Source organism: Novosphingobium sp. ZW T3_23 (assembly GCF_044987305.1).
Classification (GTDB): Bacteria; Pseudomonadota; Alphaproteobacteria; order Sphingomonadales; family Sphingomonadaceae; genus Novosphingobium.
In genome coordinates this window covers 1-26,372 of record NZ_JBJDRF010000002.1, presented here as the reverse complement: position 1 = coordinate 26,372, position 26,372 = coordinate 1, and the positions used below count along the sequence as shown (strand labels likewise).

The window sequence follows — 26,372 nt, the reverse complement described above, 5'->3', positions numbered from 1 at the left end:
GGAAACCCTTACTTGATCTTGGCTTCCTTGAACTCGACGTGCTTACGCACGACGGGATCGTACTTGCGGAAGTTCATCTTCTCGGTCGTGTTGCGCGGGTTCTTCTTCGTGACGTAGAAAAAGCCGGTGTCGGCGGTCGAGACAAGACGGATCTTGACGGTTGCGGGCTTCGCCATGGCGGTTTCCTGTATCTCTCGTTTCAGCCGCCCTGGCCGGCCGGCGTTCCGTTGAAAAATTTCAGGGCGGCAATCGAGCGCCGCCCCTCAAGGTTGCGGCCCATGCGATAGTGACAGGCCAAAGTCAAGCGTAAGGGGCGCGATTCAGTCCGTCTCGTAAGGCTCAATCGGCTCCAGAACGCCGAATTTCTCGTTGTAGGGGGCGTGGTTCAGTTTCGGCATCTTGATCGTCTGCGGCTCCACCTTGGTATCGGGAAGCCTGTCCAGCAGATCGCGGACCAAGGTGAGTCGTCCGATTCGCTGATCGTTGAAATCCACGATGGTCCAGGGCGCATGCTTCTTGTGCGTGGCCTTCAGCATGGCTTCGCGCGCCTTGGTGTAGTCCTCGTACTTCTCGCGCGCGGCGACATCGATCGGCGAGAGCTTCCAGCGCTTCAGCGGATCCTCGAGTCGCTCCTGCAAGCGTTCCTCCTGCTTTTCCTGGTCGCAGGAGAGCCAGTACTTGAACAGCAGGATGCCGTCGTCGACGAGCATGCGCTCGAACACGGGAACCTGTTCGAGGAAGCGCTTCACTTCCGAACCGGTGGCGAAGCCCATGACCTTTTCGACGCCCGCGCGGTTGTACCAGCTGCGGTCGAACAGCACGATCTCTCCGCGGGTCGGCAGATGTTCGACGTAGCGCTGGAAGTACCACTGCCCCTGTTCCCGCTCGCTGGGCGCGGTCAGCGCAACGGTGCGGCACTGGCGGGGATTGAGCTGGCCGCCCACGGCCTTGATCGCCCCGCCCTTGCCCGCCGTGTCCCGGCCTTCGAACAGGACGACGATTCGGGCACCGGTGGAAGCGGCCCAGCGGGCCATGCCCACCAGTTCCTCCTGCATCGGCTCAAGGGACTTTTCGTAGTCCTTGCGCCCCAGTTTCTGGCCCAGTTTCTGGCCGAGTTTCTTCTTGTCATCCTCGGCCATGGTTCAAACCCCTGATCAGACCCGCGAAAGCAGGAAAAGTGCAAGTGCGCCGGCAACGATACGATACCAGGCGAAAGGTGCAAAGCCCGAGCGACTGACGAAGGCCATGAAAGCCTTGATGACGACCAGCGCCACCACGAAGGAAACGACGAAGCCGATCCCGATCTCGCCCCAGCCCACCGGGCCGGTGCCCGCCATCAGTTCCTCATGATGCTTGAGCAGTTCCAGCGTCGTCGCGCCGATCATCGTGGGCACGGCAAGGAAGAAGCTGAACTCTGCCGCCGTCCGGCGTTCGATGCCCATCGACAGCGCGCCCATGATCGTCGCGCCCGAACGGCTGACACCCGGAACCATCGCCAGGCACTGCGCAAAGCCGACGCCGATGCACTTGGTGGCAGGCAGCTCGGAAACGCCGGTCAGCGGACCGGGCTTGGCCACTTTCTCGATCCCGAGGATGGCGATACCGCCGATGATCAGCGCCCAGGCGACCACGCCGGGTTCGCCCAGCAGGCCCTCAATGTAGTTGTTGAGCAGCAGGCCCAGCACGGCCGAGGGGATGAACGCCAGCAGCACGTTTCGCACGAACCGGATCGAGGCGGGGTGGAGCTTGAGCAGCCCCATGCCGACCGCCCAGAAGGTGCGCCAGAACTGGACGATGACGGCCAGGATCGCGCCGAGCTGGATGACGATGTTGAACGTCGCCCACTGCGACGCGTCGTAGCCGAACAGGCGGGTGGCAAGGATGAGGTGGCCGGTCGAGGAGACGGGCAGGAACTCGGTGAGGCCCTCGACAATGCCGAGGAGGATCGCGGTAAGGGTGAGGCTCATGGGCCGCAGGTCATGCCGGACACACCGGCCAAGTCAACCCGCCGCGCGGGTCTCTAGTACCTATAGTCGTTCAGAAAATACGGTTTGGCGCGTTTTGGACCAAATGCAGCACTCGGCGAAGTTCGCCAAAAGAATTCAGGGCCCGGTCCATGCCTGACCGAGCCCTGTTTTCTTACAGTTTCCTTACCAGATGCGCACGCGCTCGGCGGGCGGGAGGTAAAGGGCATCGCCGGGCTTCACGTCGAAGGCCTTGTACCATTCGTCGAAGTTACGGACGATGCCGTTGATGCGGTAGTGCGCGGGCGAGTGCGGATCGGTGATCAGCTGCTGGCGCACCGATTCCTCGCGGTACTTGCTGCGCCATACCTGCGCCCAGGCCATGAAGAAGCGCTGGTCGCCGGTCAGGCCGTCGATCACCGGGGCTTCCTTGCCGTTCAGCGAAAGCTTGTAGGCGCGGTAGGCGAGGCTGAGGCCGCCGAGATCGCCGATGTTCTCGCCCATGGTCAGCTTGCCGTTGACGCAGGTCTTGCCGTCGTCGAACGGGCAGAAGCTGTTGTACTGGGCTTCCAGACGGTCCTGGAGCTTCTGGAAGTTGGCCTTGTCGGCCGCGCTCCACCAGTCGCGCAAGTTGCCGGTGCCGTCGGACTTCGCGCCCTGGTCGTCGAAGCCGTGGCCCATTTCGTGGCCGATCACGGCGCCGATGCCGCCATAGTTGACCGCCGGGTCGGCCGAGACGTTGAAGAACGGCGGCTGGAGGATGGCAGCCGGGAACACGATCTCGTTGAAGGGCGGGTTGTAGTAGGCGTTGACCGTCTCGGGCAGCATGAACCATTCGGTCTTGTCGACCGGCTGGCCTATGCGCTTCATCTGGTCGTCGTTCTCCCAGGCGCCGGCGGCGATCGCGTTGCCGAGGGGGTCGGTGGCCGAGAACGTCAGGCCCTGATAGGTCTTGTACGTGTCCGGCGCGCCGATCTTCGGCGTGAAGGCGTCAAGCTTGGCCTTGGCTTCCTTGCGGGTTTCCGGGCCCATCCAGGCCAGGTCCTTGAGGTTGACCGCCATGGCCTTGCGCAAGTTGGAGACGAGGTCCGTCATCGCCGCCTTGGCTTCGGGCGGATAGTACTTCTCGGCGTAGATCTTGCCGACCAGTTCACCGGCCATGCCTTCTACCGCCGCGACGCCGCGCTTCCAGCGGGCGCGCTGCTCGGGCTGGCCGCTCATGACCTTGCCGTAGAACGCGAAAGTGGCGTCATCGATGTCGCTGGGCAGGACAGCGGCATTGCTGCGCAGGAAATGCGCGGCGAGCCAGGCCTGCCAGGTGGCGACGGGCACGTCCGAAACCAGCTTCGCCACGGCGGGCACGCCGCCGCCGAACAGCGTCTGCGCCTTGGCCGGATCGATGCGGGCGGCCTTGAGTTCCTCGGCCGTCGGCGGCATCTCACCCACCAGCACGTAGCCCGCCTTGCCCGCGCCCAGCGCGTCCACGAAACCGCGCATCAGGCCCGGTGCGCCAAGCGCTTCGAACTCGGCCAGAGTCAGCTTGTTGTAGGTGAGGTCCGGATCGCGGCTGGCGGCACGGTCCCAGTCGGCCTGGGCAATGCGCGTTTCCAGCGCCAGCACCGACTTGGCGGCGGTGGGCGCATCGGCATAACCCGCCTTGCCGAGCACGAACGTCAGATAGTCGACGTACTTGGCGCGGATGTCCTGCGAGCGCTGGTCGTTCTTCAGGTAATAGTCGCGGTCGGGCAGGCCGAGGCTGCCGATGCCCACTTGCAGGGCGTTGATGTCGCTCTGCTTGTCGTCGGGGCCCACATAAGCGCCGAGCGGCGAGGCGAAGCCGGGTGCCGCGAAGATCTTCATAAGGTCTGCGGGCGTCTTCGCCGCGGAGATGCGCGCCAGATAGGGCTGCGCGGGGGCGAGACCGGCCTTGTTGATGGCATCCACGTCCATGAAGGCTGCATAGGCCGCCTCGACGCGCGCGGCGTCGGAGCCGGCGACCGGCTTGGACGCGATCAGCTGGTCCATGATGGTGTGGACGCGCTGCTCTGAAAGATCGCGCAGCGCGGTGAACGAGCCCCAGTTGGTGCGGTCGGCCGGAAGCACGACGGCGGCTTCCCACTTGCCGTTCACGAACTTGTCGAAGTCCGCGCCGGGCTTGGCGGCCTTATCCTGCCACTGGGTCTGGATGCCGGACTTGCCCCAGTCCATTTTGGCCGGATCGACCTGCATAGGGTCCGATCCGGCAGGCGCCTGGGCGCTGGCCGGAACGGCGGAGAAGCTGAGTGCGGTAGCGAGCGCCGTCGAAGCGAGCACCCGGCCGAGAATGCGGGTCATGGTCCCACCCTTTCTGATTTGCATGACACGAACGGTCTGGCGACAGGTCGGAACGACCCGTCGATGACGGCGCAACATAATTGCCATATTCGGCAACGCCAGCCCTGAAATGCAGTTCGTCGGGGTGAGTCAGGCGTTCGTCGAACCGAAGCGTTTTCAAATCAGGTGGACACCTGATGACTCGGAAAATGCGGCAAACTAGGAAGGGAAGGCGGCCACTGCATCGGCATCGAACTGAAGCGAGGCCAGCCGCGCATAGAGCCCGCCCGCCTGGCTCAGGCTTTCGTGCGTGCCCTGCTCGACGATGCGGCCGCCGTCCATCACCACGATCCGGTCCGCCTTGCGCACGGTGGCGAGTCGGTGCGCGATCACCAGCGTCGTGCGGTTTTCCATCAGGTGTTCCAGCGCATCCTGCACCAGCCGCTCGCTTTCGGCGTCGAGCGCGCTCGTCGCTTCGTCCAGCAACAGGATCGGCGCGTCGCGCAGGAGCGCGCGGGCAATGGCCAGGCGCTGGCGCTGGCCGCCGGACAGGCGCGCGCCGTCCTCGCCCAGGAACGTCTCGAGCCCCTGGGGCAGTTCGCGCAGGAAGCGTTCGGCGTTGGCGACGCGGGCCGCCTGCCAGATCGCCTCGTCGTCGGCCTGCCAGTTGCCATAGCGCAAGTTGTCGCGCGCGGAGGCGGCGAAGAGCACGCCCTCCTGCGGCACCAGCGCGATGCGGCGGCGGATCTCGGAAGGATCGGCGGAAGTCAGCGGCACGCCGTCGATCTTGATGGCACCGCTCTGCGGATCGTAGAAGCGCTCGGCCAGCTGGAACAGCGTGGACTTGCCCGCGCCCGAAGGACCGACGATGGCCACCGTCTCGCCCGGCTCGATCGAGAGGCTGAAATCGTGCAGCGCCGGCAGGTCGGGACGCGAGGGATAGCGGAACGTCACCCGCTCGAACGCCAGCTTGCCGCGCCCCGGCGAAGGCAGCGCCAGCGGGCGGGCGGGGGCCGTGATGGTCGGATGCTCGCCCAGAAGCTCGGCCAAGCGGCTGGCGGCGCCGGCGCCGCGCACGAGATCGCCGTAGACTTCGGTCAACGAGCCGAAAGCGCCCGCCACGATGCCCGCCGTCACCACGAAGGCGGCGATGGTTCCGCCGGTTATGGAGCCTTCCGCAACGCCGATCGCGCCGCGCCACATGATCACGGTGATCGACCCGAAGATCAGGAACATGATCACGGCGGTCATCACCGCGCGCAGCGCGATGCGGCGTTTGCCGGTCTCGAAAGTACGCTCCACCGCGCCGGAGAAGCGCTCCAGTTCGCGGCCCTCCTGGTTGAACGCCTGGACCACGCGCAAGGCGCCGAAGACTTCGCTGGTGGTGGCGCCGATGTCGGCCACGCGGTCCTGGCTCTGGCGGGCGACCACCCGCAGGCGGCGGCCGAACGCGGCGATCGGCAGGATCACCAGCGGGATCGCCACGACCAGCCCCAGCGTAAGATGCGGCGCCAGCACGAAGAGATAGGCCACCCCGCCCACCGCCATGATCGCATTGCGCAGCGCGACCGAAACCGTGGTGCCCACCACCGTCTCGATGATCGCGGTATCCGCCGTCATGCGCGAGGCGATCTCCTTGGGGCTGTTCTCCTCGAAGAAGCTGGGCGACAGGGTCAGCAGGTGGCGCTGCACGCGCAGGCGCACGTCGGCCACCACGCGCTCCCCCAGCCAGGACACGCTGTAGAAGCGCACCGCCGTCGCCACCGAAAGCACGACGACCACGCCCAGCAGCATCACGAACCACCAGCGGATAGCCGAAGGATCGGCGCCCTCCGCGAAGCCCTGGTCCACGATCTGGCGGAATCCGTAGGGAATGGCCAAGGTGGATGTGGCGGTGGTCAGCAACGCGAGGCCGGCCACGACCATGCGTCCGGGATAGTTGAACAGCTCGCGCCAGACCATGCGCAGCGCGCCCAGGCTTCTGGAGCGCGCAGCCTTGGCTTCGACGCCGGCGTTCTCTGTCTCGGGCATCCCTGCCTGCCCCGCTTTGGCTTCCATGTGCGCGGCCTTATCCTGTCCCCGGCCTCAGGAAAAGACATATGAAAAGCGTCTTTGCGATCAACGGGATCGCCCGGATTGAACGCACCTTTCCCGCCCCGCCCCGGATTTGCCGCATTGCACGCGCAACGATTCAGTCTCAAATGGACTTTATAGACCTTGCAGGAATGGACGGCATCGTTCCGCCGTCCGGGAGACGCACTTTGCTTTACAATGCCTACGAATTGCAGCGCACCATGCTCAGCGGAGCCGCCGCATGGGCTTCGGTGGGTGCCGAACTTCTCAGCAATCCAGCCCTGCCGATGGGGTATTTCGGCTTCGGCCCGGTCATGGCCTCGGCGCTGGACGTCTTCGCCCATGCCGCTGCCCCGCGCGGCAAGCCGGCTTTCGGGATCGATACCGTCACCACCGGCGGTCAGTCCTTCCCCGTCACCGAATCGATCGTGCTGCGCCGCCCCTTCGGCGACCTGCTGCGCTTCACCCACTCCGGCCTGCCCAAGGACGCGCCGAAGCTGCTGGTCGTCGCGCCGATGAGCGGCCACTTCGCCACCCTGCTGCGCGGCACCGTGGCCCGCATGCTGGAAAGCAGCGAAGTCTACATCACCGACTGGGCGGACGCGAAGCTGGTGCCCGCAGACGCCGGGCGCTTCGACCTTGACGATTATATCGACTATGTAATCGGCTTCCTGGAACACATCGGCCCGCGCACGCACATGCTCGCCGTGTGCCAGCCTTCGGTGCCCGCCTTCGCGGCCGCCGCGATCATGGGCAAGCAGCAGCACCCCTGCCGCCCCGCCACGCTGACCATGATGGGCGGCCCGGTCGACACGCGCGAGGCGCCCACCAGCGTCAACGACGTGGCCATGCAGCAGCCGCTTTCCTGGTTCGAGAACAACGTCATCGCCACCGTGCCGCTCACTTATCCGGGCGCCGGGCGCAAGGTCTATCCGGGCTTCCTCCAGCTCGCCGGCTTCATGGCGATGAACCTGGGCAACCACATGATGAGCCATTACGGGATGTTCAAGCACCTCGTCGAAGGCGACGGCGAAGGCGCGGCCTCCACCAAGGCTTTCTATGACGAGTACCGCTCGGTCTGCGACATGACCGCGGACTACTATCTCCAGACCATCGAGCACGTGTTCCAGAGGCATTCGCTGCCCAAGGGCGAATTCGTCCATCGCGGCGAGCGCATCGATCCGGCCGCGATCCGCGACACCGCGCTGCTCGCCGTAGAGGGCGAGCGGGACGATATCTCGGGCATCGGCCAGACCAAGGCCGCGCTCAAGCTGGCCACGCACCTGCCGGACAGCAGCAAGAAGTATCATCTGGCTGAAAACGTAGGCCACTACGGCATCTTCAACGGCAGCAAGTGGCGCACCCGCATCGCGCCGATCCTTGAGGACTGGATGCGCGAGCACCCTGGCCTGAACCCCGAAAAGCGGGACGACGCCGCAGTCTGACGAATCGCTTTGCACGGCAGGGGCCATCGTTCCCTGCCGTGCCAATCCCGCGACTCGCGACCGGCTTGCCGGGAAGGGTCGGCAGGCCGGTTAACCCTTGCGGCGACCTGCCCCGCATGGTGGAACCCTTTGACAATCGTTATGGAATCCTGCGTGGATTTAGGTTAACCTCCCGGTATGGAACAGACGTTGGGTCGGCGTGCTGTCCTCATGGGTGGACTGGCAGCGGGTGCAAGCCTGGCATTGCCGTCGCGCGTGCTGGCAGCAGAAAATGTGTTTGGAACGACGGCGGGACAGGCTGGGCCCGGATCGGCCGCTTCGCCCGCCCTGGGCGCGAGCCCCCTTGGCGCGGTGCCCAGCGCTCTCACCCCGTATCAGCGGCGCGTTCTAGATGTCGCTTCCCGGCAGTTGCAGCGCGTAGGCCCGCAGATCTGGCGCCGGGATCTGGTGGGTATCGCCGATTTCGCGCAGCCCTCATGGAAGCCCCGCTTTCACTTCGCCAACCTCGAATCCGGCACGGTGCGTTCGTTCCTGCTCGCCCACGGGCGCGGTTCGGACCCGATGCACAGCGGCTGGCTGCAAAGCTTCTCCAACCTTCCGGGCTCCGAGGCCACATCGCGCGGGGCCTTCCTCACCTGCGAATGGTATTCGGGCAAATACGGCACCTCGATCCGCCTCAAGGGCCTGGATAACGACAATTCGATGGCGCTCGAACGCGCGATCGTGATGCATCCGGCCTGGTACGTCGATGCCGCGATGATCGAGAAGTGGGGCAAGCTCGGCCGCAGCGAAGGCTGCTTCGCCATGAGCAATGCCGATTTCAACGAAGCGCTCTGGCACCTTTCGGGTGGGCGACTGCTGTTCGCGGACCGCATCGGCGAATATTGAAGCCGGTTCATCACCGCATGCCGAAATCCGCCATACCGAAGCCTCTTCCGGTGGATTAGACACCCCGCAGGCAGGGTGTTACGGATCGGGCATGAACGGAAATCTCGCGGGATTCAGGAAAGACGCGCCTACCGACGCGCGGCAGGTGCGCTCGCGCAAGGCGTTGAACGCGGCCATGCTCTGCCTGCTGGAGGAAAAGACCTTCGACCAGATCACCATCCGCGATATCTCGGCGCGGGCGGGGACCGGATACGCCACGTTCTTCCGGCACTATCCCACCAAGGAAGCGCTGCTGGGCGACGTCGCCTCCGAAGAGATCGCCGGCCTGCTGGCGCTGTCCATCCCCCTTCTCCACGCCGCCAACAGCTACGAATCCACCTTGGCGCTCTGCACTTACGTCGGGCAGCATCGGGCGCTCTGGTCGGCATTGCTGGCGGGCGGTGCCGCGGGAATCGTGCGGGACGAGTTCATCCGCCAGGCGCGCGGCTTGATCGAGGGCGTGGCCAATCCCACCATGAGCCCGGCCCAGTGGCTACCGCAGGATCTCGGCGTCGTGCACGGCACCGGCTCCACGATCGACATTCTGGCCTGGTGGCTGGCCAAGGGACAGGACCAGAACGCCGAAGACATCGCGCGCATCCTCCACCGCCTGGTCATCGCCCCGCTGGTGGGCGACAGCGTAGCCCCTCGATGAGCGGATTGGACAATGCCGACTGGCCGCTGTTCGGCTGGATCGACGATATTCGCAGACCGCTGGCAGAGGCGCTGGCCGATGGACAGGCTGCCGCTCTCGCCACGCTCTTCAAGGTGGAAGGCAGCGCGCCGCGCGGTCCGGGGGCGCAGATGCTTTTCGTCGCACCGAAGGACGGCGGGGACATCCGGGCCAGCGGCTATTTTTCGGGCGATTGCATCGAAGGCGACGTGGCCAGCCATGCCATGCTCGTGCTTGCAGACGGCAGCCCTCGCCGCCTTCACTACGGCACCGGCAGTCCCTGGATCGACATCCGGCTGCGCTGCGGCGGCGCGCTGCACGTCCTTGTCGAACGCATCGCGCCGGACAGCGCCCCGGCCGCCGACCTGCTGCGCCATGGCGCCGCGCGCCGGACATGCCGCTGGCACAGCGACGGCACGGCCCAGCGCGTTACCACCGACGACGGCCCCCTCCTCGATCTGGCCGAAGCACCTTTCGCGATCGCCCGCCGCTACGATCCGCCCCGCCGCCTGATCGTTTCCGGCGGCGATCCCGGCGCCTTGGCCGTGGCGCAGCTCGGCACCCTCTCGCGATTCGAGACCATCCTGCTGAGGCCGGACGGCCCCGTCGAACCGCCGCCGTTCCCGGTGACGCGCTACATGCGCGGCGAACCGGCGGAGGCACTGGCCGAACTCGGAGTCGATCGCTGGACGGCCTATCTCGGCGCCACGCATGAGGATCATCACGATCTCGGCGGCTGCCTGACCGCGCTGCGCGGCGGGGCGGGCTATGTCGGCATGATCGGCGCGAAATCGCGCGCGGAGGCACGCCTGGGGGCGCTGGAAGCGGCCGGAGCGACGGCAGAGGAACTCCCCCGCCTCAATCTCTCGCCTGGCGTAGCCGGGCTCGGCAAATCGCCCTGGGAAGTCGCCACGGGGATCATGGCGGAGATCATGCAGGCGCTGAACCCGGCGCGGGAGCGGGCATGACGCCGCCCCGGCCGATGGCAGCACTCGTTCTCGCCGCTGGCGCATCGCGGCGGTTCTGCGGCGACAAGCTCTCGGCCATGCTGGAGGGCGAGCCCCTGCTGTTCCACGCCATTCGCGCCGCCCGCGCCGCTCCGGTTTCGCGCGTGATCGTGGTCGCGCGGCCGGGGCTCGATTGCGGGACATGGGAAGGAGGACCGCCCGTGGAGGTACTGCGGCTGGACAGCGAGGCGCTTTCCGCATCGCTCAAGGCCGGGATCACCGCTCTGGCCGGCGTGGACGGCGTGTTCGTGTTCCTGGGCGACATGCCCAAGGTGCCACACGGCGAAGCGGCGCGCCTCGCCTCGGCCCTCGGGGACGGCATCGCCACCCTGCCCCGCCATGGCGGCAAGCCGGGCCATCCCGTGCTGCTCTCCTCGCGGCTTTTCGGAAATATCGCCAAGCTCACCGGCGACGAAGGCGCGGGACGGCTGCTGCGGGGCCGGACAGACGTGGTCTTCGTGGAGAGCGATGATCCGGCCGTGCTCCTCGACATCGATCGCCCGGAGGATCTTTCGGCCCTTATTGGTAGCCCTACGTCGTCCCGGACTTGATCCGGGACCGCTGGCAATTCTTTAGGCGCGACCTGGCGGGAAAGCGCCCCGCCGTGGGGTGGGCTGTTCACGGCCAGCGGTCCCGGATCAAGTCCGGGACGACGTTTTCCCGCGAGCCTTGCTTTTCAGTCCTCAGGCGCTGCCGGTCTGGCTGGACAGCAGCGCCGGATCGATGCCCTCGGCCCGCCAGGTCGCGGTCCAGCGATTTTCGACAGCAGTGTCGAACAGGATCTCCGGATGCGGGTCCGCCGCATACCAGCCGTGCTGCCGCATCTCGCCTTCGAGCTGCCCCGGCGCCCAGCCGGCGTAGCCCAGCGCCATCAGCCAGCGCTCGGGCCCTCGCCCTTCGGCAATGGCGCGCAAGACGTCCATCGAGGCGGACAGCGCGCAGAGCGGATGCACCGCAACGGTATCGCTGCCGCCCCAATCAGTCGAATGGAGGATAAAACCGCGCCCCGGCTCTACCGGGCCGCCCTCGTGCACCTCGCAATCGGGCGCCACGCCGGGATCGATCCCCAGCTCCTCGAGGATCTCGTGCAAGCGCACCCCTTCCCGCAGCCGGCCAATGCCGATGCCCAGCGCTCCGTTTTCATCGTGGACGCAAAGGACGCTCACGCTGTGGTCGAAGCGGGGATCGAACATGCCCGGCATCGCCACAAGGAGTCGCCCGGATAAGTATTGTTTCTCGGTCACATCGTAAATGTAAGAGTCAGTCTGGAAAATGCCCAGAGGCATTTTCAATGCGGCACCGGCCCGCTCCCCCACCCGACCTTCCCATAGGGTACTATCGTTGGGAGGTCGGGTGGGGGAGCGGGCCGGTGCCGCGAAATTCGTCCAGAGCGAATTTCCTAACGAACTCTGCCCCTTCGCGGGGGACGGCAAGCCGCTTGCGCTTTCCCGATGCCCGGCCGCGTTCTATGTCGTGCGCCGGTCATGAGCCAAGAAGGGGAAATCGCGAGTGAGCCTGCTGTTCGAACTGCCCGAAACGCCGACCGTCCCCGTGCTCGGCGAAAGCGCGCGCTATGGCGTGCGCCGCATCTTCTGCGTCGGCCGCAACTATGCCGCCCACGCCCGCGAACTGGGCAACGCGGTGGACCGCGAGGCGCCGATCTGGTTCACCAAGGCCCCGGCAGCGCTCTGCCCGTCGGGCGCAACGATCCTCTATCCGCCCGGAACTCAGGACTGCCACTACGAGATGGAACTCGTCGTCGCGCTGGGAGGAGAGGGTTTCCAGGTCGCGGCGGACGAGGCGATGGACCTTGTCTATGGCTATGCCTGCGGCCTCGACATGACCCGGCGCGATCTCCAGAACGCCGCCAAGGCCAAGGGCTACCCCTGGGACACCGGCAAGGACTTCGAGAACGGCGCCGTGATCGGCCCGATCACCCGCGCCGCTGCTTTCGGCCCATCGGGCGAGCGGCGCATCACTCTCGCGAAGAACGGCGAGATCAAGCAAGATGCCCCGCTTTCGGAGATGATCTGGAGCCTGCCCGAACTCATCGCGGACCTCTCGCGCCTCTATCACCTGGCGCCGGGCGACCTCATCTACACGGGCACCCCCGCCGGCGTCGGCCCGGTGGCGCCGGGCGACCGCCTGGAAGGCCGAGTCGAGGGGCTGGAGCCTGTGGTGCTGACGATCGACGCCGCCTGACATGCCCCTTTCTGGTATGATTGGCCCGAACACCCGCGCCGCCCTGCTGACCGGTTGCGCGATTCTTTTCGCGCCCCCCGCCCTGGCCGACGAAACCGCCGAGCCGAGCGGCCCTATCATCGTCACCGGCCACGGCCTCGAATCGGGTCCGGCCACCCCAGCCTACGACGTCGAGACGATCGAGCGCGACGCGGTGGTCGCCAGTGCCTCGGGCCGGATCGAGGACGTGCTGAACTCGGTGGCGGGCTTCTCGCAGTTCCGCCGTTCGGACAGTCGCTCGGCCAATCCATCCTCGCAGGGCGCTACCCTGCGCGCGCTCGGCGGCAATGCGTCGAGCCGCACGCTGGTCCTGCTCGACGGGGTGCCGGTGGCCAACCCGTTCTTCGGCTACATCCCCTACAGCGCCATTGCGCCCGAGCGGATTTCGTCAATCCGGGTGACGCGCGGCGGCGGATCGGGCGCGTTCGGCTCGGGCGCGGTGGCGGGCACCATCGAGATGACCAGCGCCGGGCCTGACCAGATCGGCGCCCTGCAAGGCAGCGCCCTCGTCAACGACCGCGGCGAAACGCAGGCCTCGGCCACGATCGCGCCGAAGCTGGGCGCGGGCTTCCTCGTCGCCAGCGTGCAATGGGACCGCGGCGAAGGGTTCTGGACGACGCCAAGGGAACAACGCGTCCCCGCCTCCGCCCGCGCAGCCTATGACAGCTGGTCGGCCTCGCTGCGCGCCGTCGCGCCGCTGAGCGAAACGGTGGAACTCCAGGCCTCCGTCCTCGCGTATGGCGATGAACGCACCTTGCGCTTCAAGGGCGCCGATTCGACGTCGGAAGGCCAGCAGGCCTCACTGCGGCTGGTCGGCCGGGGCGACTGGCAGTTCGACGTGCTCGGCTATGTGCAGGCGCAGGATTTCTCGAACGTCGTCATCAGTTCGAGCACCTACAGGAAGACGCTCGACCAGCACCGCACGCCCACCACCGCCCTTGGCGGCAAGGCGGAACTGCGCCCTCCGATCGGCGCGGACCATGTGCTGCGGATCGGCACCGACTTGCGCCTCAGCGACGGCCGCCTGCTGGAATTGCCCTGGCAGGCGGGCCGGATCCAGGAAGTGCGCCGCGCGGGCGGCAACCAGTCCGACCTCGGCTTCTATATCGAGGACGACTGGACCTTGGGCGATCTCGTGCTCACCGCCGGTGGCCGGGCCGATCGCTGGACCATCCGCAACGGCTTCTATCGCGCAGTCAGCCCTGCGGGCGTGGTGACGCAGGACGATACCTATGCGAATCGCTCCGGCTGGATGGGCAACGGGCGAGCCGGGCTGGTCTGGCATGCCAGCAAGGCCGTGAGCCTGCGCGCCGCCGCCTATACCGGCATGCGCCTGCCCACGCTCAACGAACTCTATCGTCCCTTCGTGGTGTTCCCGATCACGACCGAGGCCAATCCGAACCTCAAGCCCGAGCGTCTGCGCGGCTATGAGGCGGGTATCGATTTCCATCCGCTGGAAGCGCTGACGCTGTCGCTGACCGCCTTCGACAACAAGGTGAAGGATGCGGTCGCCAACGTCACGCTGAGCGGCACGACCCGCGAGCGGCAGAACGTCAATGCCGTGCACGCGCGCGGGGTGGAAGCCGCCGCGGCGCTCGATCTCGGCAAAGTGCGGTTCGACGGCTCGCTGGCCTGGACCGACGCCAAGGTACGCGCGAAAGACCCGGACCTGAACGGCATGCGCCCCTCGCAAACGCCGAAGTTCGCGGCCAGCGCCACGCTCGCCTGGCTCCCGGCAGAAGGCTGGCGTCTGGCGGCGACCTTGCGCCACGTCGGCGCGCAGTACGAGGACGACCTCCAGACTTACGTGCTGCCTGCCGCAACGACGCTCGACGGCTATGTCCAGGTGCCGGTCGCCGGGCCGCTCTCGCTGGTACTGCGCGCGGAAAACCTGACCGACGAGGAGATCGTCACCCGCAACCAGAACGGTTCGATCGACCTGGGCACCCCGCGCACGTTCTGGGCCGGCCTGCGCGTCGCGCTACGCTGAACCACGACAGGCCGTGCATGAGCACCGTCCCGTCGCAGCCCGCGCACTGGCGCAAGGCCGCGCGCATGCATAAGGAAGCGCGATGCCGCGCCTGACCGTCAACGATCATCCGGTCGAAATCGCCATGGATCCGCAGACGCCCCTGCTCTGGGGCCTGCGGGACGGGGCGAATCTCACCGGAACCAAATACGGCTGCGGCGTGGGCGACTGCGGCGCCTGCACGGTGCTGGTGGACGGCGCCGCGCTGCGCGCCTGCCTCGTCACCCTGGGCGAGTGCGAGGGACGGTTCGTCACCACGATCGAGGGATTGTCGGCGGATCGCTCCCATCCGATGCAACAGGCCATGGTTGCCGAACAGGCGATTCAGTGCGGCTTCTGCACGCCCGGCATCGTCATCGGCGGCGCCGCGCTGCTGGCGCGCAATGCCAATCCCAGCGAAGCGGAAATCCGCGAGGCGCTTCCCAATCTCTGCCGCTGCGGCGTCTACCCGCGCCTGATCGCTGCCGTGCAGCGCGCGGGCCGGGTCATGCGGCGCGAGGAAACCATCAGCGCCGCCCCGGCGCCGGGGATCACGCCGCAGGACGCCGCCCGCAAGGTGCCCGCGCTCGCACCCCTGAAAACGACATCATCCGAACCACAGGAGCAACGCCCGTGAAGGCGACCATCTGGCACAATCCGAAATGCGGCACTTCGCGCAAGACGCTGGCGATCCTTGAGGAAACGCCCGGCCTTGAAGTGGAGGTGATCGAATATCTCAAGACCCCGCCTTCGGCCGAAAAGCTGGGCCTGCTCTATCGCGATGCCGGGATCACCCCGCAGCAGGGCCTGCGCCTGCGCGGCACCGAAGCGGCCGAACGCGGCCTGCCCGAAGCCGACGACGCCACGGTGCTGGCCGCCATGGCCGCCGAACCGGCACTGATCGAACGGCCGCTCGTGGAAACCGAAAAGGGCGCCAGGCTTTGTCGTCCTCAGGAAAAGGTCCACGAGATTCTGTAAACGTAGCGTAACAATGGCCGACGCTTGCTTGCAAAGTCGTCCTCGATCTGTCACCGAATCGCCCTTCGCCGGACGACAACAAACGCGAGAGCTTCCTCCAGCATGACCAGTACCGAGCTTGCCCGAGAGGCGCTGCCCCAGCGGATCAAGCGGAAGATCAAACACAGCCTTGGACCCTGGGGCGTGTTTCTCGAAGGCTTCCTGCGCAATCCCGTGATGGTCGGTTCGATCGTTCCGTCCTCGCGCTTCGTGATCAATCGCATGCTGGGGCCCGTAGACTGGGCCAACTGCAAGCTCTTCGTCGAATACGGCCCCGGTGTCGGCACGTTCTGCCGCCCTGTGCTCGATCGACTGGGACGCGATGGCCACCTGATCGTGATCGACACCAATCCGCTGTTCATCGACTATCTGCGCCGCACCATCACCGACAGCCGCTTCACGGCGGTGCTCGGCTCGGCGGCCGACGTCGAGGATATCGTGCGCGCCCATGGCCACGAAAAGGCGGACTACGTGCTGTCCGGCCTGCCGTTCTCCACCCTGCCCGATGGCGTCGGCCCGGCGATCGCCTCTGCCACCTACCGCGTCATCCGCAAGGGCGGCGCGTTCCTGGTCTACCAGTTCACGCCCAAGGCTCGCGAATTCATGGCGCGTCACTTCAAGCGGATCGACAGCGGCATGGAAGCGATCAACGTTCCGCCCTGCTTCCTGTTCTGGGGCTGGAAGGACGAGGATTGAGAACGCCGCACGGCGCTTCCCAAACTGCCTAAACGAAAAAGGCCGGCGCTTCCCACGCCGGCCTTTTTCGTTTCCGCTATTCGAACGTCCGCTATTCGAATGTGCGTGTGGTTTGCGCCGCGCTCGGCCCGGCAAGCTGGCGGTGGACCTGAGCGATCACCGCGACGAAGTAGAGCGCCATGATCGTTGCCATGATCGATTCGACGATCGCCGCAACCACGCGGACGACTTCGGCGGGCGCCAGCAGCGTCACCGGCAGGGTCAGGATGTTGCCGAAGATCATCAGCACCACCATCGCCAGCCCCAGCAGCGCATAGAACCCGAGCAGCCGGGCGGTGTGGCCCTTGGTGAGCGTCCACGAGCGGCCGAGCGCCATGATCGGGTTGAGCGTCTTTTCAACCGCCACGACCGGCGCCGTCACGGAGAAACGCACGAAAACGGCCACCCCGAAGGCCAGCGCGATGGCCAGCCCGATGGCGGCGCCCAGGTTTCCGCCCACGGCAGCCAATATGCCCGCCACCGTCAGGACCACGGCTCCCAATCCAAGGCCGAGCAGGATCTGCGCCACCAGATAGGGAACCAGCCCCTTCACGCCGGCGCGAATCGCCTCGCCCACGGTCGGGCGCCGCTCGGTATCGAGCAGACAGAGCAGCGACAGGGTGCCGGCGGCCTGAAGCAGCGCGAGCGGGATCATCACCGGAAGGACCGACGTGTAATAGGCCTTCACCGCCGCCATGACCTGCTGCTCGTTCATGCCGGTGCCCATCTCGGGCTGCGGAAAGAAGATCGCGAAGGCGAGTTGCGGCACCAGGAAGAACACGCCCGCCAGCGCCAGCACCACCTCCCGGTTGGCGGAAACCGCTTGGGATGCCTGGGTCCAGGCCCTGTTGCTGTCGAACTTCATAACTGCTCCTGATGCCGTCCAATACCCGCAGATGCAGGCCGGCCTTTCAAAGTGACTTGATAACCGCAGGGAATGACGCCACGCAACGCGGCATGACTTTTCCCGACACGCTTCCCGGTGATATCGAACTGCGCATCAGCGCCGAACCGGTGCCCTACCGCGCCGCGCTTGAGGAAATGACGGAGCGAAATGCCGCCATCGCCGCAGGAGAAGCGCGCGAACTGATCTGGCTGCTCGAACATCCGCCCGTCTACACCGCCGGCACCAGCGCCGACCGCACCGAACTGCTCGACCCCCGATTCGAAGTGGTCGAGGCCGGACGCGGCGGCCGCTACACCTATCACGGCCCCGGCCAGCGCGTCGCCTATGTCCTGCTGGACTTGCGCAAGCGTGCGCGGGATGCGCGCGGCTTCGTCCATGGCCTGGAAGGCTGGGTGATCGACACCCTCACCGATTTCGGCGTGGAAAGCTTCCGCAGCGAAGGCCGCATCGGCATCTGGACGCAGGATGTCGACGGACGGGAAGCCAAGATCGGCGCGATCGGCGTGCGCATCCGCAAGTGGGTGACGATGCACGGCTTCGCGGTGAACATCCGCCCTGACCTGTCGCACTTCACGGGAATCGTCCCTTGCGGGATCGACGAGTTCGGCGTCACCAGCTTGACGCGACTCGGCCGCGAGGTCGAATTCGCCACCTGGGACCAGGCCCTCATTGCCCGCGCACCCGCGTTCCTGGCCGCGCTGGACCGTCCCTGCCCTCCGGAGAAGCCCGCATGACCCCGCCCCGGAACGCCGCAACCGCCCGACTGGCGCTGCTCCTCGCCGCCTCCGCCTGCCTCGTGCTGGGTGGCTGCAAGAAGGAGGAAAGCCCCTCGCAGAAGGCCGCCGCCGGCGCGAAGATCCTGCCGCGCTCGGTGGGAGACGACATGCTTCCCTACGACACCGTGCGATCGCAGTCGCCGCTGGCCGACCCCGTGGCGAATACGACACCTTCGCGGCCTTCCGCTCGCGGATCGGCCAGCGAGGCCGCGGCACCCGAAGACACCGCAGCCGATGCCGCCGCTGCTGCCGCCGCCGATGTCGAGGCGGCGACGGCGGAATAAGGCGCTCAGAGCGCCTTTTCGTAGATCGCGTATTCGCGGTTGATCGTGCTGTCGATTGCGCCGGCGATGGCGACCATGCCCTGGTTATCGTCCAGCACCCAGCCGATCTCGCCGCGCTTGGCGCCAAACTGGCTGACAGCCGAGCGGCGGATATATTCGATCATCATGAAGGCCAGCTGGCTGGCGAGACGCGAAGACTGAAGCTTCTTGCGCACGCCCATCAGCGGCACGCGCATGTCGGCGGGATTGGGCTTGCGCAGCCAGAGCAGCAGCCTGAGCAAGCTCAGGATAGACGGCTTGCCCTTCGGCCCGTTCAGCCGCTTCTGCGCCTGGTTCAGATCGGGCCAGGTCATCATGAAGGCCACCGGCTCGCCCTCGTATTCAGCGATGCGAATCAGGCTCGGGTGGACCAGCGGCTTCAGCGCCTTGCCGGTATATTCGATCTCCTTGTCGGTGAAGGGCACAAAGCCCCAATTGTCCGACCAGGCATCGTTGAGGATATCGCAGATCAGCGCCGCTTCCTCGTCGAATCGCTTGGGATCGACCTCGCGGATGCGGATCTTGGCGTTCTTCTCACCGGAAGAGACGATGCGCTGGATCAGCGGCGGGAACGGCTTCGTCACGTCGAGGTCGTAAGTGTAGAGCGTCTTCACGCGGTCATAGCCGGCGCCTTCGATCCACGGCCGGTAGGCCGCGTCGTGATGCGCCATCATCACCATCGGCGCGTGATCGAAGCCCTGTACCTGAAGCCCCGGCTCTTCCCAAACCGACAGGTTCATCGGCGCCAGCACGCGGGTCATGCCTTCCTCGCGCAGCCAGGTTTCGGCGGCGGCGATCAGCGCGCGGGCCGCTTCCTCGTCCTCCGCCTCGATCGCGCCCCAGTTGCCGGTGCCCGGCCCCATGCCCTGCTCAGGAGGCTGTTTCAGCGCCAGTTCATCGATATGCGCCGATATGCGCCCGACGACCTCTCCCCCGCGCTTCGCCAGGAAAAGCTGGCCATGGGCATGATCCCAGAACGGATTCTTGCCGGGCGTGAACTTGGAGATTTCCTCCGAACGCAAGTTCGGCACCCAGTTTTGATCTGACGCCCCATTTTGATCTAACGCATAGTGCCGATAAGCGTAATCGACAAAGGCAAGCCGGTCGGCCTTGCTGGAAACGGGTGTGATGACTAGTTCGGCTTTGGCCACGATCCTGCCTTTGTTCCGCCTTATGGGAATTGCTTGGATCGCGACCTGCGGTCGGTCCCTGCACCTTGTCAAGCAGGACCGCATGGCAGGACCGCCTGCAAAACACGCGCCGGGCCGGTTATGCCCGGAGACTTTTGGACTCGAATAGTATGATTGCCCAGGAAGCCATCGATCTGTCGCCCACCTTGCGCGAAGCCCCGGCCACGCGTGAAAGCGCACGCCCGCGATCTTCGGAAATTCCCGACGACAAGGCCATGCTGCGTGCCGCCGTCGAACTGACGCGCGACATCGCGGCCGCCCGTCCCGAGATCTACTGGCCCGACATGCTGGGTTCGAGCGCCGTCGGCTATGCCGCGCTGGCAGGTGCCATCCTGGTCGACAACGCCTGGGCAGCCGTGGCCCTGGGCCTCCTGTCGGCCCTCGCGCTCTACCGCGCGCTGCTGTTCATTCACGAACTGACCCATATCCACCGAGACGCCCTGCCCGGTTTCCGCTTGGCGTGGAACCTGCTGGTGGGCATTCCGATGCTGATCCCCTCGCTGATGTACGAGGGCGTCCACACCATCCACCACACCCGCACCCGCTACGGCACTGTGGAGGATCCCGAATACCTGCCCCTCGCGCTGATGAAGCCGTGGAGCCTGCCGGTCTTCGCGCTTACCGCGATCCTGCTGCCGGTGGCACTGCTGATCCGCTCGGCCCTGCTGGTGCCACTGGGCGCGGTGATCCCGCCGCTGCGCAAGCTGGTGTGGGGACGCGCCTCGGCGCTTGCCATCAACCCGCAGTTCAGCCGTCGCCCGCCCGAAGGCACCTTCGCGCGCATGGTCTTCTGGCAGGAACTGGGATGCTCGGTCTGGGCGATCTCGGTGCTCGTCGCCAGCTATGCCTACGGCTGGCGCCCGCTGCTGATCGCGCTCTGCGTCGTCTCGCTGACCGCCTTCCTCAACCAGGTGAGGACGCTTGTCGCCCATCTTTGGGAGAACGACGGCGATGCCATGACGGTTACCGCGCAGTACCTCGATTCGGTGAACGTGCCGCCTCCGGCCCGTTTTTCGGAACTCTGGGCTCCGGTGGGCCTGCGCTATCATGCGCTTCATCACCTCCTGCCGTCGATGCCGTACCACTCGCTAGCCGAGGCACACCGCCGGCTCGCCGCACAGTTCGGTTCGGGATCGACTTATGCGAAGGCGAACTATCCTGGCCTGATGCCGCTGCTCGAACGGCTCGCCAGAAGCACCATGGGTGCCCGCTGACAGCCGATAAAAAAAAGCCCCGCCGAAACGCGGGGCTTTTTTCTTATTCCTCGGTTCGTATCAGTACTGTCTCGCCGATCAGCGCAAAGAGCACGAATGGGGCCCAGGCCGCAATCAGCGGCGGGTAGCCGCCGAAATTACCCATCGCCAGAGCCGCATTATCGAGCACGAAGTAGGCGAAACCCAGCGCCATGCCGATGATCGCGCGGATGAGGAGCTGGCCGGAACGGGCCAGACCGAATGCAGCAATCGCACCCAGCAGCGGCATCAGCACCGAGGAGAACGGCCCCGAAAGCTTGTGCCACCATGCGGCCTCCAACTCGCTGGTCCGCCTCCCCGCCACTTTCATCGCCTCGATCGAAGCGGATAGCTGGAACAAATCTTCCGAATCGGCATCGACCTTGGAGAGCATGATCTTGGTCGGCGTGATGCCGGGCGCCAGGACAGTCGGCTCCAGCCGCGTGGTCGTGGTTGTCGCGACATCGAACTTGACCGGATTTTCGAAGCGCCAGCCCGGATTGGCGAAGGCCGCCCGATCGGTGCGATATTGCTCGACGATCATGCCGTTGGCATCGCGGCGATAGAAGGTGACGCCGTGCAGCACCATCCCTTCGCCCTGCCCGTCCAGGCTGGACGCCATCAGCAGGTCGCGCCCATCGGCGAGGTAGAGGTTCGCCTTGACCCCCGGGTTCTTCGGTATCTGCCCATAGTCCACGGCTTGCCAGGCGTTCAGCGTGGCGGTGGACCGGGTGACGATCCGCTCGTTGAAGGCAAGGCTGCCCAGCGAGATGATCAGCGCGGTCAGGATCAGCGGCGCCAGCACCTGATGCGCCGAAAGCCCCGCCGCCTTCATCGAGATGACTTCGCTGTTCTGGTTGAGCGTGGCCAGCGTGATGATCGTCGCCAAGAGTACCGAATAAGGCAGGAAGCGCGCAATGAGCTGCGGAACCCGCAAGGTCACGTAGTAGAGCAGCTGCTCCTGACCATTGCCGGGAAACGCGAGGATATCGCCGCTTTCGCCCAGAAGGTCGAGCATCTGGAGCACCAGCACCAGCATGAACAGCACGGCCAGGATACGGGTGAAGAACAGGCGCGCGAGATACCAGGTCAGCGTGCGCGAGGGGAAGAATTCCAGCTGCATCTCAGGAAGGGTCCGCGGGTTCGGGAAGGAGCGGTCCGCGCTTGGTGCGCTTCAGCAGGGACTTGAGCCGCTTGACGACGATCTCCGCGCCCTTTTCGAGCCAGCCGATCGCCTGGCCGCCAGGAACGTAGGCGACTCGCCAGTACATCCACAGGATCAGCGCCGCGAAGACGAAGAACGGTCCCCACAGGCCCAGGATCGGGTTCATCCTGCCCAGCGAGGCCACGTCCGCCGCATATTGGTTCACCTTGTGATAGGCCACCACCATCACGATCGAGACGAACAGCCCCAAGGCCGAAGTCGAGCGCTTGGGCGGAATGGCCAGCGCCACCGCAAGCAAGGGCAGCAGCAGCATCATGATCACTTCGACCATGCGATAATTGAAGTTCGCCTGGCTGGAGATCCGCTCTTCCTTGGGAAGATCCTTGTTCCAGCCGAGCTTGGCCAGTTCGGGCAGGAGATACTCGCGATCCGAACCGCCGCGCTTGCGGAACTTCTCGATCTGCGGAAGCTCGATCGGCAGGTCATGCCGCGTGAAGGAGAGCACGCGCGGGTTCTTTCCCGGCATGTCCTGGATGATCTGGCCCTGGTCCAGCCGCAGGATGATCGTATCGGGCGCGCCCTTCAGCGCCAGGAACTGGCCCTCGCGCGCCGAGATCGACAGCACCTGCCCCTTCTGGTTGGCAACCCGCGCGAAGATGCCGATCAGGCGGCGGCCATTGTCGCGACTCTCGTCCACCCGCAGCGCGATACGATCCTTCAGCGCGTTGAATTCGCCGACCTTTATCGAAGCGCCGAGCGCGCCGGATTTCAGCTCGTAGTTCAGCTCTTCGTAGTAATAGCGAGAGAGCGGCTGAAGATAGCCGACAATGGCGAAGTTGAGCCCCGCCAGAAGCAGCGCGAGGATATAGGGAACCCTCAGAAGCCGCGTATAGCTGAGACCGACGGCACGCATGACGTCCAGTTCGCTCGATGTCGCGAGTTTCCGGAAGGCCAGCAAGATGCCGAGCATCAGGCCCAGCGGAATCGCCAGGCTGGCATATTCGGGCAGGAGATTCGCCAGCATCTTGAAGACCACGCCGATCGGCCCGCCTTCCGTTGCCACGAAGTCGAACAGCCGCAGCATCTTGTCGAGCACGAGCAGCGACGCCGCGAGCACGAAGATGCCGAGCATCGGCATCAGCACGAGGCGAAAGATGTAGCGATCTATGGCGCTGAGAAATTTCACGCTGAAAGGTTCACCAGAGGTGTCATCATAAAACCGTGCACCCCAAGCCCTTAACGGCTTGGCGCCTAGGGGCAAAGCGAATTGTCTTCAGACGTTCCGCCTCCCTTCCTCCTCATCCCCCGCCATACGACCAGCCGGAACCGGCCTGCGCCGAAGCGTGGCGCGGCTGCGCGCCGTTTCGCGCCCGATGTCACAGTTAAATTGCCGCTACAGAGGTTGTCTTTTCGCCGCCGCTGCGATCATGGCGGTGGCACGTCGCAAGGTTCCGGCAACGATCCGGAGCCAATCCCCGAATAGGGCCGAAAGCTTTCCCGCAAAGCCGAAAGCCCTGCTGAAGATCGTGCTTTTGGAACACTCCTCCGTGCGGGCGCTCGTCGCCGCTTGCCGCACTCTCCCCGATATCGCCGATCCCCTGCTGGAAAGGGAACTCCTTGGCTTCGCGCGCCGTGCCCGCACCGCCTCGCGCGGGGAAGCGGCCACGATCGTGCGCGAGGCTATGCTCATCATGGGGCGATGGGCGCGGGCGATCGACGCGGCATGCTGGCGGGAACGGGAGGAACGCGCCGCGCGGCTGCTGCAGGACGGTATCTGCGGACGCGCGGCCGTGACCTTGCTTCCACAAGGCGTCACTTACGAGGTGGAAACGTTGAGCCCGCTGCATGACTGGGCCCGTATCACCGTGGCCGAGCTAGGCTTCCAGACCGAGGCCACGGCGCATTCGGTTGCGGCCGCGCTGATCGCGGCGAAGTTCCAGGCGATCGCACAAGCATTTCGGGAAACCGCGCCGCTTCGGGAAATCGAACGCTCTGATTCGGCCTGAGCGGTAAAAGGCTCAAGGCCGGATAGCCGCGAATCTCGCTCAGGCTTTTTCCAGCGTGCACTGGAGCGGATGCTGGTTCTGCCGCGCGAAATCCATCACCTGGTTCACCTTGGTTTCGGCGATTTCGTAGGGAAATATCCCGCAGACGCCCACGCCCTTCTGGTGAACGTGCAGCATCACCCGCGTCGCCTGTTCAAGATCCATGTGGAAGAAGCGCTTCAGCACGAGAACCACGAACTCCATCGGAGTATAATCGTCGTTCAGCATCAAGACCTTGAACTGGCTAGGCTTTTTCGGCTTCGCGCGCGTCTTGGTGGCGATACCGAGCTGATCGTCGCCATCGGAGCCGCCGTCGTGCCCGTCGGAATCGTTGTCGCCTGCCGAACGAACGACCGTCTTGGGCGGTTCTGCATGCGAACGAACGCGATGCGCGGGCGCGGGAAAGGGCAATCTGGAATCAGCGGCGAGGGATAGCATGATGAGAGAATATCGTATTGCAGCGTCCAGAAACAAGATGCACCGCCCATTTTGACGGCAAGATCATTCCCGATGACGACAGAACGGTCGGGTGGGAGAGCCCACCCGACCGTTCGAAAAAGGCGTTAGTTCGCCGGGCGCGGCTTAGGCTGCGACCTGGCGGGCCTTCTCGACGGCAACGCTGACGCGGCCGGAAATCGGCGCGATCGTGTCGCTGAACAGCTTGAGGGCCGCTTCGCTGTTCTTCGAACCGTAAGCCACGGCGCTGTCGAAGTTCTTGCGCAGGATGTCGCCCTGGAGCTTGAAGAAGTCGGTCGGCGACTTGGCGGCAGCAAGTTCCTTGATGTCGCCGGTGAAGGTTTCGAAAGCCGAGCGGCCTTCAGCCACCAGCTCCGAACCGATGCCCTGAAGGCCCTCGGCGAAGATCTTGCTCGATTCGAGAACGGCTTCGACGTTGCCCTTGGCGAAATCGCCGGCTTCGCCGAACGCAACCGAGCTCTTCTCGAAAGCGGCCTTGGCCTTGGCCTGGGCTTCGGTCACGGTGTCCTGGAAACCGGCGAAGTTAGCGCTAATGTCCATCGTTTTTTCCTCGAGGATGAAGGGTGTAAACAATCCTGCAAACATATTCGTCTTGGATTCGGCGGTCTCTGCCACCTTGTTCTCGCTTGTCGCTGCGGCTGCAGGCGCGGCCTTGGCAACATCGCTGATCGACTTCGACACCGCGGGCGTAGCCGCAGCGACCGGAGCCTTGACCGGTTGGACCGGAACCTTCTTGGCTGCCTTCGCAGGAGCCACATTCGCCACCGGTGCCGACACCTTGGGTGCAGGCGCAACCGGCGCCTTAACCTTCGGCGCGGGCGACGGCTTGGCTACTTTCGCCTTCGCCGCCTTTTCCGGAGCCTTCGCTGCCGAGGCTATCGGCTGCGGAAGGCCGGGAAGCGTCTTCGCCGGCTTTGCTTCAGGAATTTTCGAAACGGCCGGCTTCGGAGCGACGGGCGTCGCTTCGATTGGCTTGACCGGCTTGGTGGCTTCCGACTTGGCAGCGTCCGGCTTCACGATAGCCGGTGCCGCGCCTTCCGGCTTGCCTGGGACGCCCTGATCCGCACCACTCTTGATCGGAGCAACCGGGGTCTTCGCCGCTGCGGCTTCATAAGCCTTTGCAGCCAGCGCGTCGTCTTTCGTCTCTTCCTGACCGGCCATTTGACACTTCCTGCTTTTCTGCTGGCAATCTGGTCTTGGGGCGGATCGCAAGCTGGCAGGTGGACAAGCGGACCATCATCCGCGTTCAGACCAACCTCTCCCGAGTGCGATTCGAAAAAGTCTTTGCTGCGACGCACAATACGGCTGTGCAGTGCGGGAGTCAATCAACTTATGCTGCACTGCAGCATGGCATGAAATACGCGGTAAACCCCGCTTGCTGAGGCTTGCAAGCGGCGTGAACGGACACTCAAGAGGCCCAACAGTGCTGGTCCGGCAACATCCTAACGCGTGCGGAAGTTCCGGAAAATACGGAGAAATAACCAGGTCAAGGGATTTCCCCGGCAGAAAGGCCAAGGATGCGCATGTGCGAGCGGAATGGCGCGAAGGATCGATGTCCCGCAAAATGCCACCGAAGCGGACGCGATTTTTCTCACGCCAGGCAATTCCGTTTGCCGCATGCGCGGTGCGGCCTGTCTAAGGCGATTTGTGAGTGCCGCTATCGCGTCGCCACATAACGGCCAGGCGCATCTTCGATCGCTTTGTCGCCGCGCCCGCCCGGACGCCGCTTGCCGCGCGCGGCAACTTCCGTATCGTCCAGACCCCGAAGCCATTCGGCCCAATGCGGCCACCAGCTGCCGGGATGCTCGCGCGCACCGGCGACGAACTCAGGAAGAGTGTCCGTCTGCGCGTCGT

27 protein-coding genes and 1 pseudogene are annotated in these 26,372 nt (G+C 65.4%); 15 read left to right on the top strand and 13 right to left on the bottom strand.

The window, feature by feature from the left end; genetic code table 11:
- Window positions 1-8 precede the first annotated feature (8 nt).
- From rpmG to ACI3K3_RS01355, 5 genes are all read right to left on the bottom strand, one after another.
- Entirely contained in the window at window positions 9-176 is a 168-nt protein-coding gene (gene rpmG, locus ACI3K3_RS01375; protein WP_039391223.1) for a 50S ribosomal protein L33, read from the bottom strand.
- A gap of 144 nt (window positions 177-320) precedes the next feature.
- Window positions 321-1,139, bottom strand: a complete 819-nt coding sequence (ppk2, locus tag ACI3K3_RS01370) for a polyphosphate kinase 2 (protein ID WP_404911583.1) — start codon at window positions 1,137-1,139, stop codon at window positions 321-323.
- A 15-nt stretch (window positions 1,140-1,154) separates the two neighbouring features.
- On the bottom strand, window positions 1,155-1,967 hold the full coding sequence (locus ACI3K3_RS01365) for an undecaprenyl-diphosphate phosphatase (RefSeq protein WP_404911582.1): 813 nt from the start codon (window positions 1,965-1,967) through the stop codon (window positions 1,155-1,157).
- 183 nt (window positions 1,968-2,150) lie between these two features.
- On the bottom strand, window positions 2,151-4,298 hold the full coding sequence (locus tag ACI3K3_RS01360) for a M13 family metallopeptidase (RefSeq protein ID WP_404911581.1): 2,148 nt from the start codon (window positions 4,296-4,298) through the stop codon (window positions 2,151-2,153).
- 198 nt (window positions 4,299-4,496) lie between these two features.
- Window positions 4,497-6,308 carry an ABC transporter transmembrane domain-containing protein gene (locus ACI3K3_RS01355; RefSeq protein ID WP_404911785.1) on the bottom strand — a complete coding sequence of 604 codons (1,812 nt, stop codon included), beginning with the start codon at window positions 6,306-6,308 and terminating at the stop codon, window positions 4,497-4,499.
- 230 nt (window positions 6,309-6,538) lie between these two features.
- On the opposite strand from ACI3K3_RS01355, the gene ACI3K3_RS01350 reads away from it, so the two are divergent.
- The 5 genes from ACI3K3_RS01350 (at window position 6,539) to ACI3K3_RS01330 (ending at window position 10,953) form a co-directional block, all read left to right on the top strand.
- Window positions 6,539-7,795, top strand: a complete 1,257-nt coding sequence (locus ACI3K3_RS01350) for a polyhydroxyalkanoate depolymerase (RefSeq protein ID WP_404911783.1) — start codon at window positions 6,539-6,541, stop codon at window positions 7,793-7,795.
- A gap of 255 nt (window positions 7,796-8,050) precedes the next feature.
- Window positions 8,051-8,683, top strand: coding sequence for a murein L,D-transpeptidase catalytic domain-containing protein (locus ACI3K3_RS01345; RefSeq protein WP_404911580.1), 633 nt, complete (start codon window positions 8,051-8,053; stop codon window positions 8,681-8,683).
- 91 nt (window positions 8,684-8,774) lie between these two features.
- A complete protein-coding gene (locus ACI3K3_RS01340) occupies window positions 8,775-9,377 on the top strand; it encodes a TetR/AcrR family transcriptional regulator (protein ID WP_404911579.1) in 603 nt (200 codons plus the stop codon).
- Window positions 9,374-10,363: an XdhC family protein gene (locus tag ACI3K3_RS01335; protein ID WP_404911578.1), complete on the top strand. Its 990-nt coding sequence runs from the start codon at window positions 9,374-9,376 to the stop codon at window positions 10,361-10,363. The genes ACI3K3_RS01340 and ACI3K3_RS01335 overlap by 4 nt, the downstream gene beginning before the upstream one ends.
- The gene (locus ACI3K3_RS01330; RefSeq protein ID WP_404911577.1) at window positions 10,360-10,953 is read left to right on the top strand and encodes an NTP transferase domain-containing protein; all 594 of its coding nucleotides are present in this window, start codon (window positions 10,360-10,362) and stop codon (window positions 10,951-10,953) included. The genes ACI3K3_RS01335 and ACI3K3_RS01330 overlap by 4 nt, the downstream gene beginning before the upstream one ends.
- 132 nt (window positions 10,954-11,085) lie before the next feature.
- Here ACI3K3_RS01330 and ACI3K3_RS01325 read toward each other — a convergent pair whose 3' ends face one another.
- Entirely contained in the window at window positions 11,086-11,595 is a 510-nt protein-coding gene (locus ACI3K3_RS01325; protein WP_404911576.1) for a YqgE/AlgH family protein, read from the bottom strand.
- A gap of 316 nt (window positions 11,596-11,911) precedes the next feature.
- Here ACI3K3_RS01325 and ACI3K3_RS01320 point away from each other — a divergent pair, with 316 nt between their 5' ends.
- From ACI3K3_RS01320 to ACI3K3_RS01300, 5 genes are all read left to right on the top strand, one after another.
- On the top strand, window positions 11,912-12,604 hold the full coding sequence (locus tag ACI3K3_RS01320; protein ID WP_404911575.1) for a fumarylacetoacetate hydrolase family protein: 693 nt from the start codon (window positions 11,912-11,914) through the stop codon (window positions 12,602-12,604).
- Window position 12,605: 1 nt separating this feature from the next.
- Complete coding sequence (locus ACI3K3_RS01315) at window positions 12,606-14,633, top strand: TonB-dependent receptor plug domain-containing protein (protein WP_404911574.1); 2,028 nt, start codon at window positions 12,606-12,608, stop codon at window positions 14,631-14,633.
- 82 nt (window positions 14,634-14,715) lie between these two features.
- Entirely contained in the window at window positions 14,716-15,288 is a 573-nt protein-coding gene (locus ACI3K3_RS01310; RefSeq protein ID WP_404911573.1) for a (2Fe-2S)-binding protein, read from the top strand.
- A complete protein-coding gene (locus ACI3K3_RS01305; protein WP_404911572.1) occupies window positions 15,285-15,629 on the top strand; it encodes an arsenate reductase family protein in 345 nt (114 codons plus the stop codon). The genes ACI3K3_RS01310 and ACI3K3_RS01305 overlap by 4 nt, the downstream gene beginning before the upstream one ends.
- Before the next feature lie 102 nt (window positions 15,630-15,731).
- Entirely contained in the window at window positions 15,732-16,364 is a 633-nt protein-coding gene (locus tag ACI3K3_RS01300) for a class I SAM-dependent methyltransferase (protein WP_404911571.1), read from the top strand.
- A 91-nt stretch (window positions 16,365-16,455) separates the two neighbouring features.
- On the opposite strand, the gene ACI3K3_RS01295 is transcribed toward ACI3K3_RS01300, so the two are convergent.
- Window positions 16,456-17,268, bottom strand: coding sequence for a hypothetical protein (locus ACI3K3_RS01295; RefSeq protein WP_404911570.1), 813 nt, complete (start codon window positions 17,266-17,268; stop codon window positions 16,456-16,458).
- A 92-nt stretch (window positions 17,269-17,360) separates the two neighbouring features.
- Here ACI3K3_RS01295 and lipB point away from each other — a divergent pair, with 92 nt between their 5' ends.
- Entirely contained in the window at window positions 17,361-18,044 is a 684-nt protein-coding gene (lipB, locus tag ACI3K3_RS01290; RefSeq protein WP_404911569.1) for a lipoyl(octanoyl) transferase LipB, read from the top strand.
- Window positions 18,041-18,370, top strand: coding sequence for a hypothetical protein (locus tag ACI3K3_RS01285; RefSeq protein ID WP_404911568.1), 330 nt, complete (start codon window positions 18,041-18,043; stop codon window positions 18,368-18,370). The genes lipB and ACI3K3_RS01285 overlap by 4 nt, the downstream gene beginning before the upstream one ends.
- 5 nt (window positions 18,371-18,375) lie before the next feature.
- Here the strand turns inward: ACI3K3_RS01285 and ACI3K3_RS01280 are convergent, their stop codons facing one another.
- On the bottom strand, window positions 18,376-19,560 hold the full coding sequence (locus ACI3K3_RS01280; RefSeq protein ID WP_404911567.1) for an N-acetyltransferase: 1,185 nt from the start codon (window positions 19,558-19,560) through the stop codon (window positions 18,376-18,378).
- Window positions 19,561-19,709: 149 nt separating this feature from the next.
- Here ACI3K3_RS01280 and ACI3K3_RS01275 point away from each other — a divergent pair, with 149 nt between their 5' ends.
- Window positions 19,710-20,813 carry a fatty acid desaturase family protein gene (locus tag ACI3K3_RS01275; protein ID WP_404911566.1) on the top strand — a complete coding sequence of 368 codons (1,104 nt, stop codon included), beginning with the start codon at window positions 19,710-19,712 and terminating at the stop codon, window positions 20,811-20,813.
- A 43-nt stretch (window positions 20,814-20,856) separates the two neighbouring features.
- Here the strand turns inward: ACI3K3_RS01275 and lptG are convergent, their stop codons facing one another.
- Together lptG and lptF are read right to left on the bottom strand one after the other, a co-directional pair.
- Window positions 20,857-21,954: an LPS export ABC transporter permease LptG gene (gene lptG, locus ACI3K3_RS01270; protein WP_404911565.1), complete on the bottom strand. Its 1,098-nt coding sequence runs from the start codon at window positions 21,952-21,954 to the stop codon at window positions 20,857-20,859.
- A gap of 1 nt (window position 21,955) precedes the next feature.
- Window positions 21,956-23,182 carry an LPS export ABC transporter permease LptF gene (lptF, locus tag ACI3K3_RS01265; protein WP_404911564.1) on the bottom strand — a complete coding sequence of 409 codons (1,227 nt, stop codon included), beginning with the start codon at window positions 23,180-23,182 and terminating at the stop codon, window positions 21,956-21,958.
- 241 nt (window positions 23,183-23,423) lie between these two features.
- Here lptF and ACI3K3_RS01260 point away from each other — a divergent pair, with 241 nt between their 5' ends.
- Entirely contained in the window at window positions 23,424-24,002 is a 579-nt protein-coding gene (locus tag ACI3K3_RS01260; protein ID WP_404911563.1) for a hypothetical protein, read from the top strand.
- 39 nt (window positions 24,003-24,041) lie between these two features.
- On the opposite strand, the gene clpS is transcribed toward ACI3K3_RS01260, so the two are convergent.
- Both clpS and ACI3K3_RS01250 read right to left on the bottom strand, forming a co-directional pair.
- Window positions 24,042-24,323: an ATP-dependent Clp protease adapter ClpS gene (gene clpS, locus ACI3K3_RS01255; protein WP_404911781.1), complete on the bottom strand. Its 282-nt coding sequence runs from the start codon at window positions 24,321-24,323 to the stop codon at window positions 24,042-24,044.
- Between the two features lie 300 nt (window positions 24,324-24,623).
- Window positions 24,624-25,058 (bottom strand): phasin family protein, encoded by a 435-nt coding sequence (locus ACI3K3_RS01250; protein ID WP_404911562.1) that lies wholly within the window; start codon window positions 25,056-25,058, stop codon window positions 24,624-24,626.
- Here ACI3K3_RS01250 and ACI3K3_RS01245 point away from each other — a divergent pair.
- Window positions 25,051-25,578, top strand: coding sequence for a hypothetical protein (locus tag ACI3K3_RS01245; protein WP_404911561.1), 528 nt, complete (start codon window positions 25,051-25,053; stop codon window positions 25,576-25,578). The genes ACI3K3_RS01250 and ACI3K3_RS01245 overlap by 8 nt on opposite strands.
- 597 nt (window positions 25,579-26,175) lie before the next feature.
- Here the strand turns inward: ACI3K3_RS01245 and ACI3K3_RS01240 are convergent.
- Window positions 26,176-26,372: pseudogene (locus ACI3K3_RS01240) on the bottom strand (class I poly(R)-hydroxyalkanoic acid synthase); the annotation flags it as partial.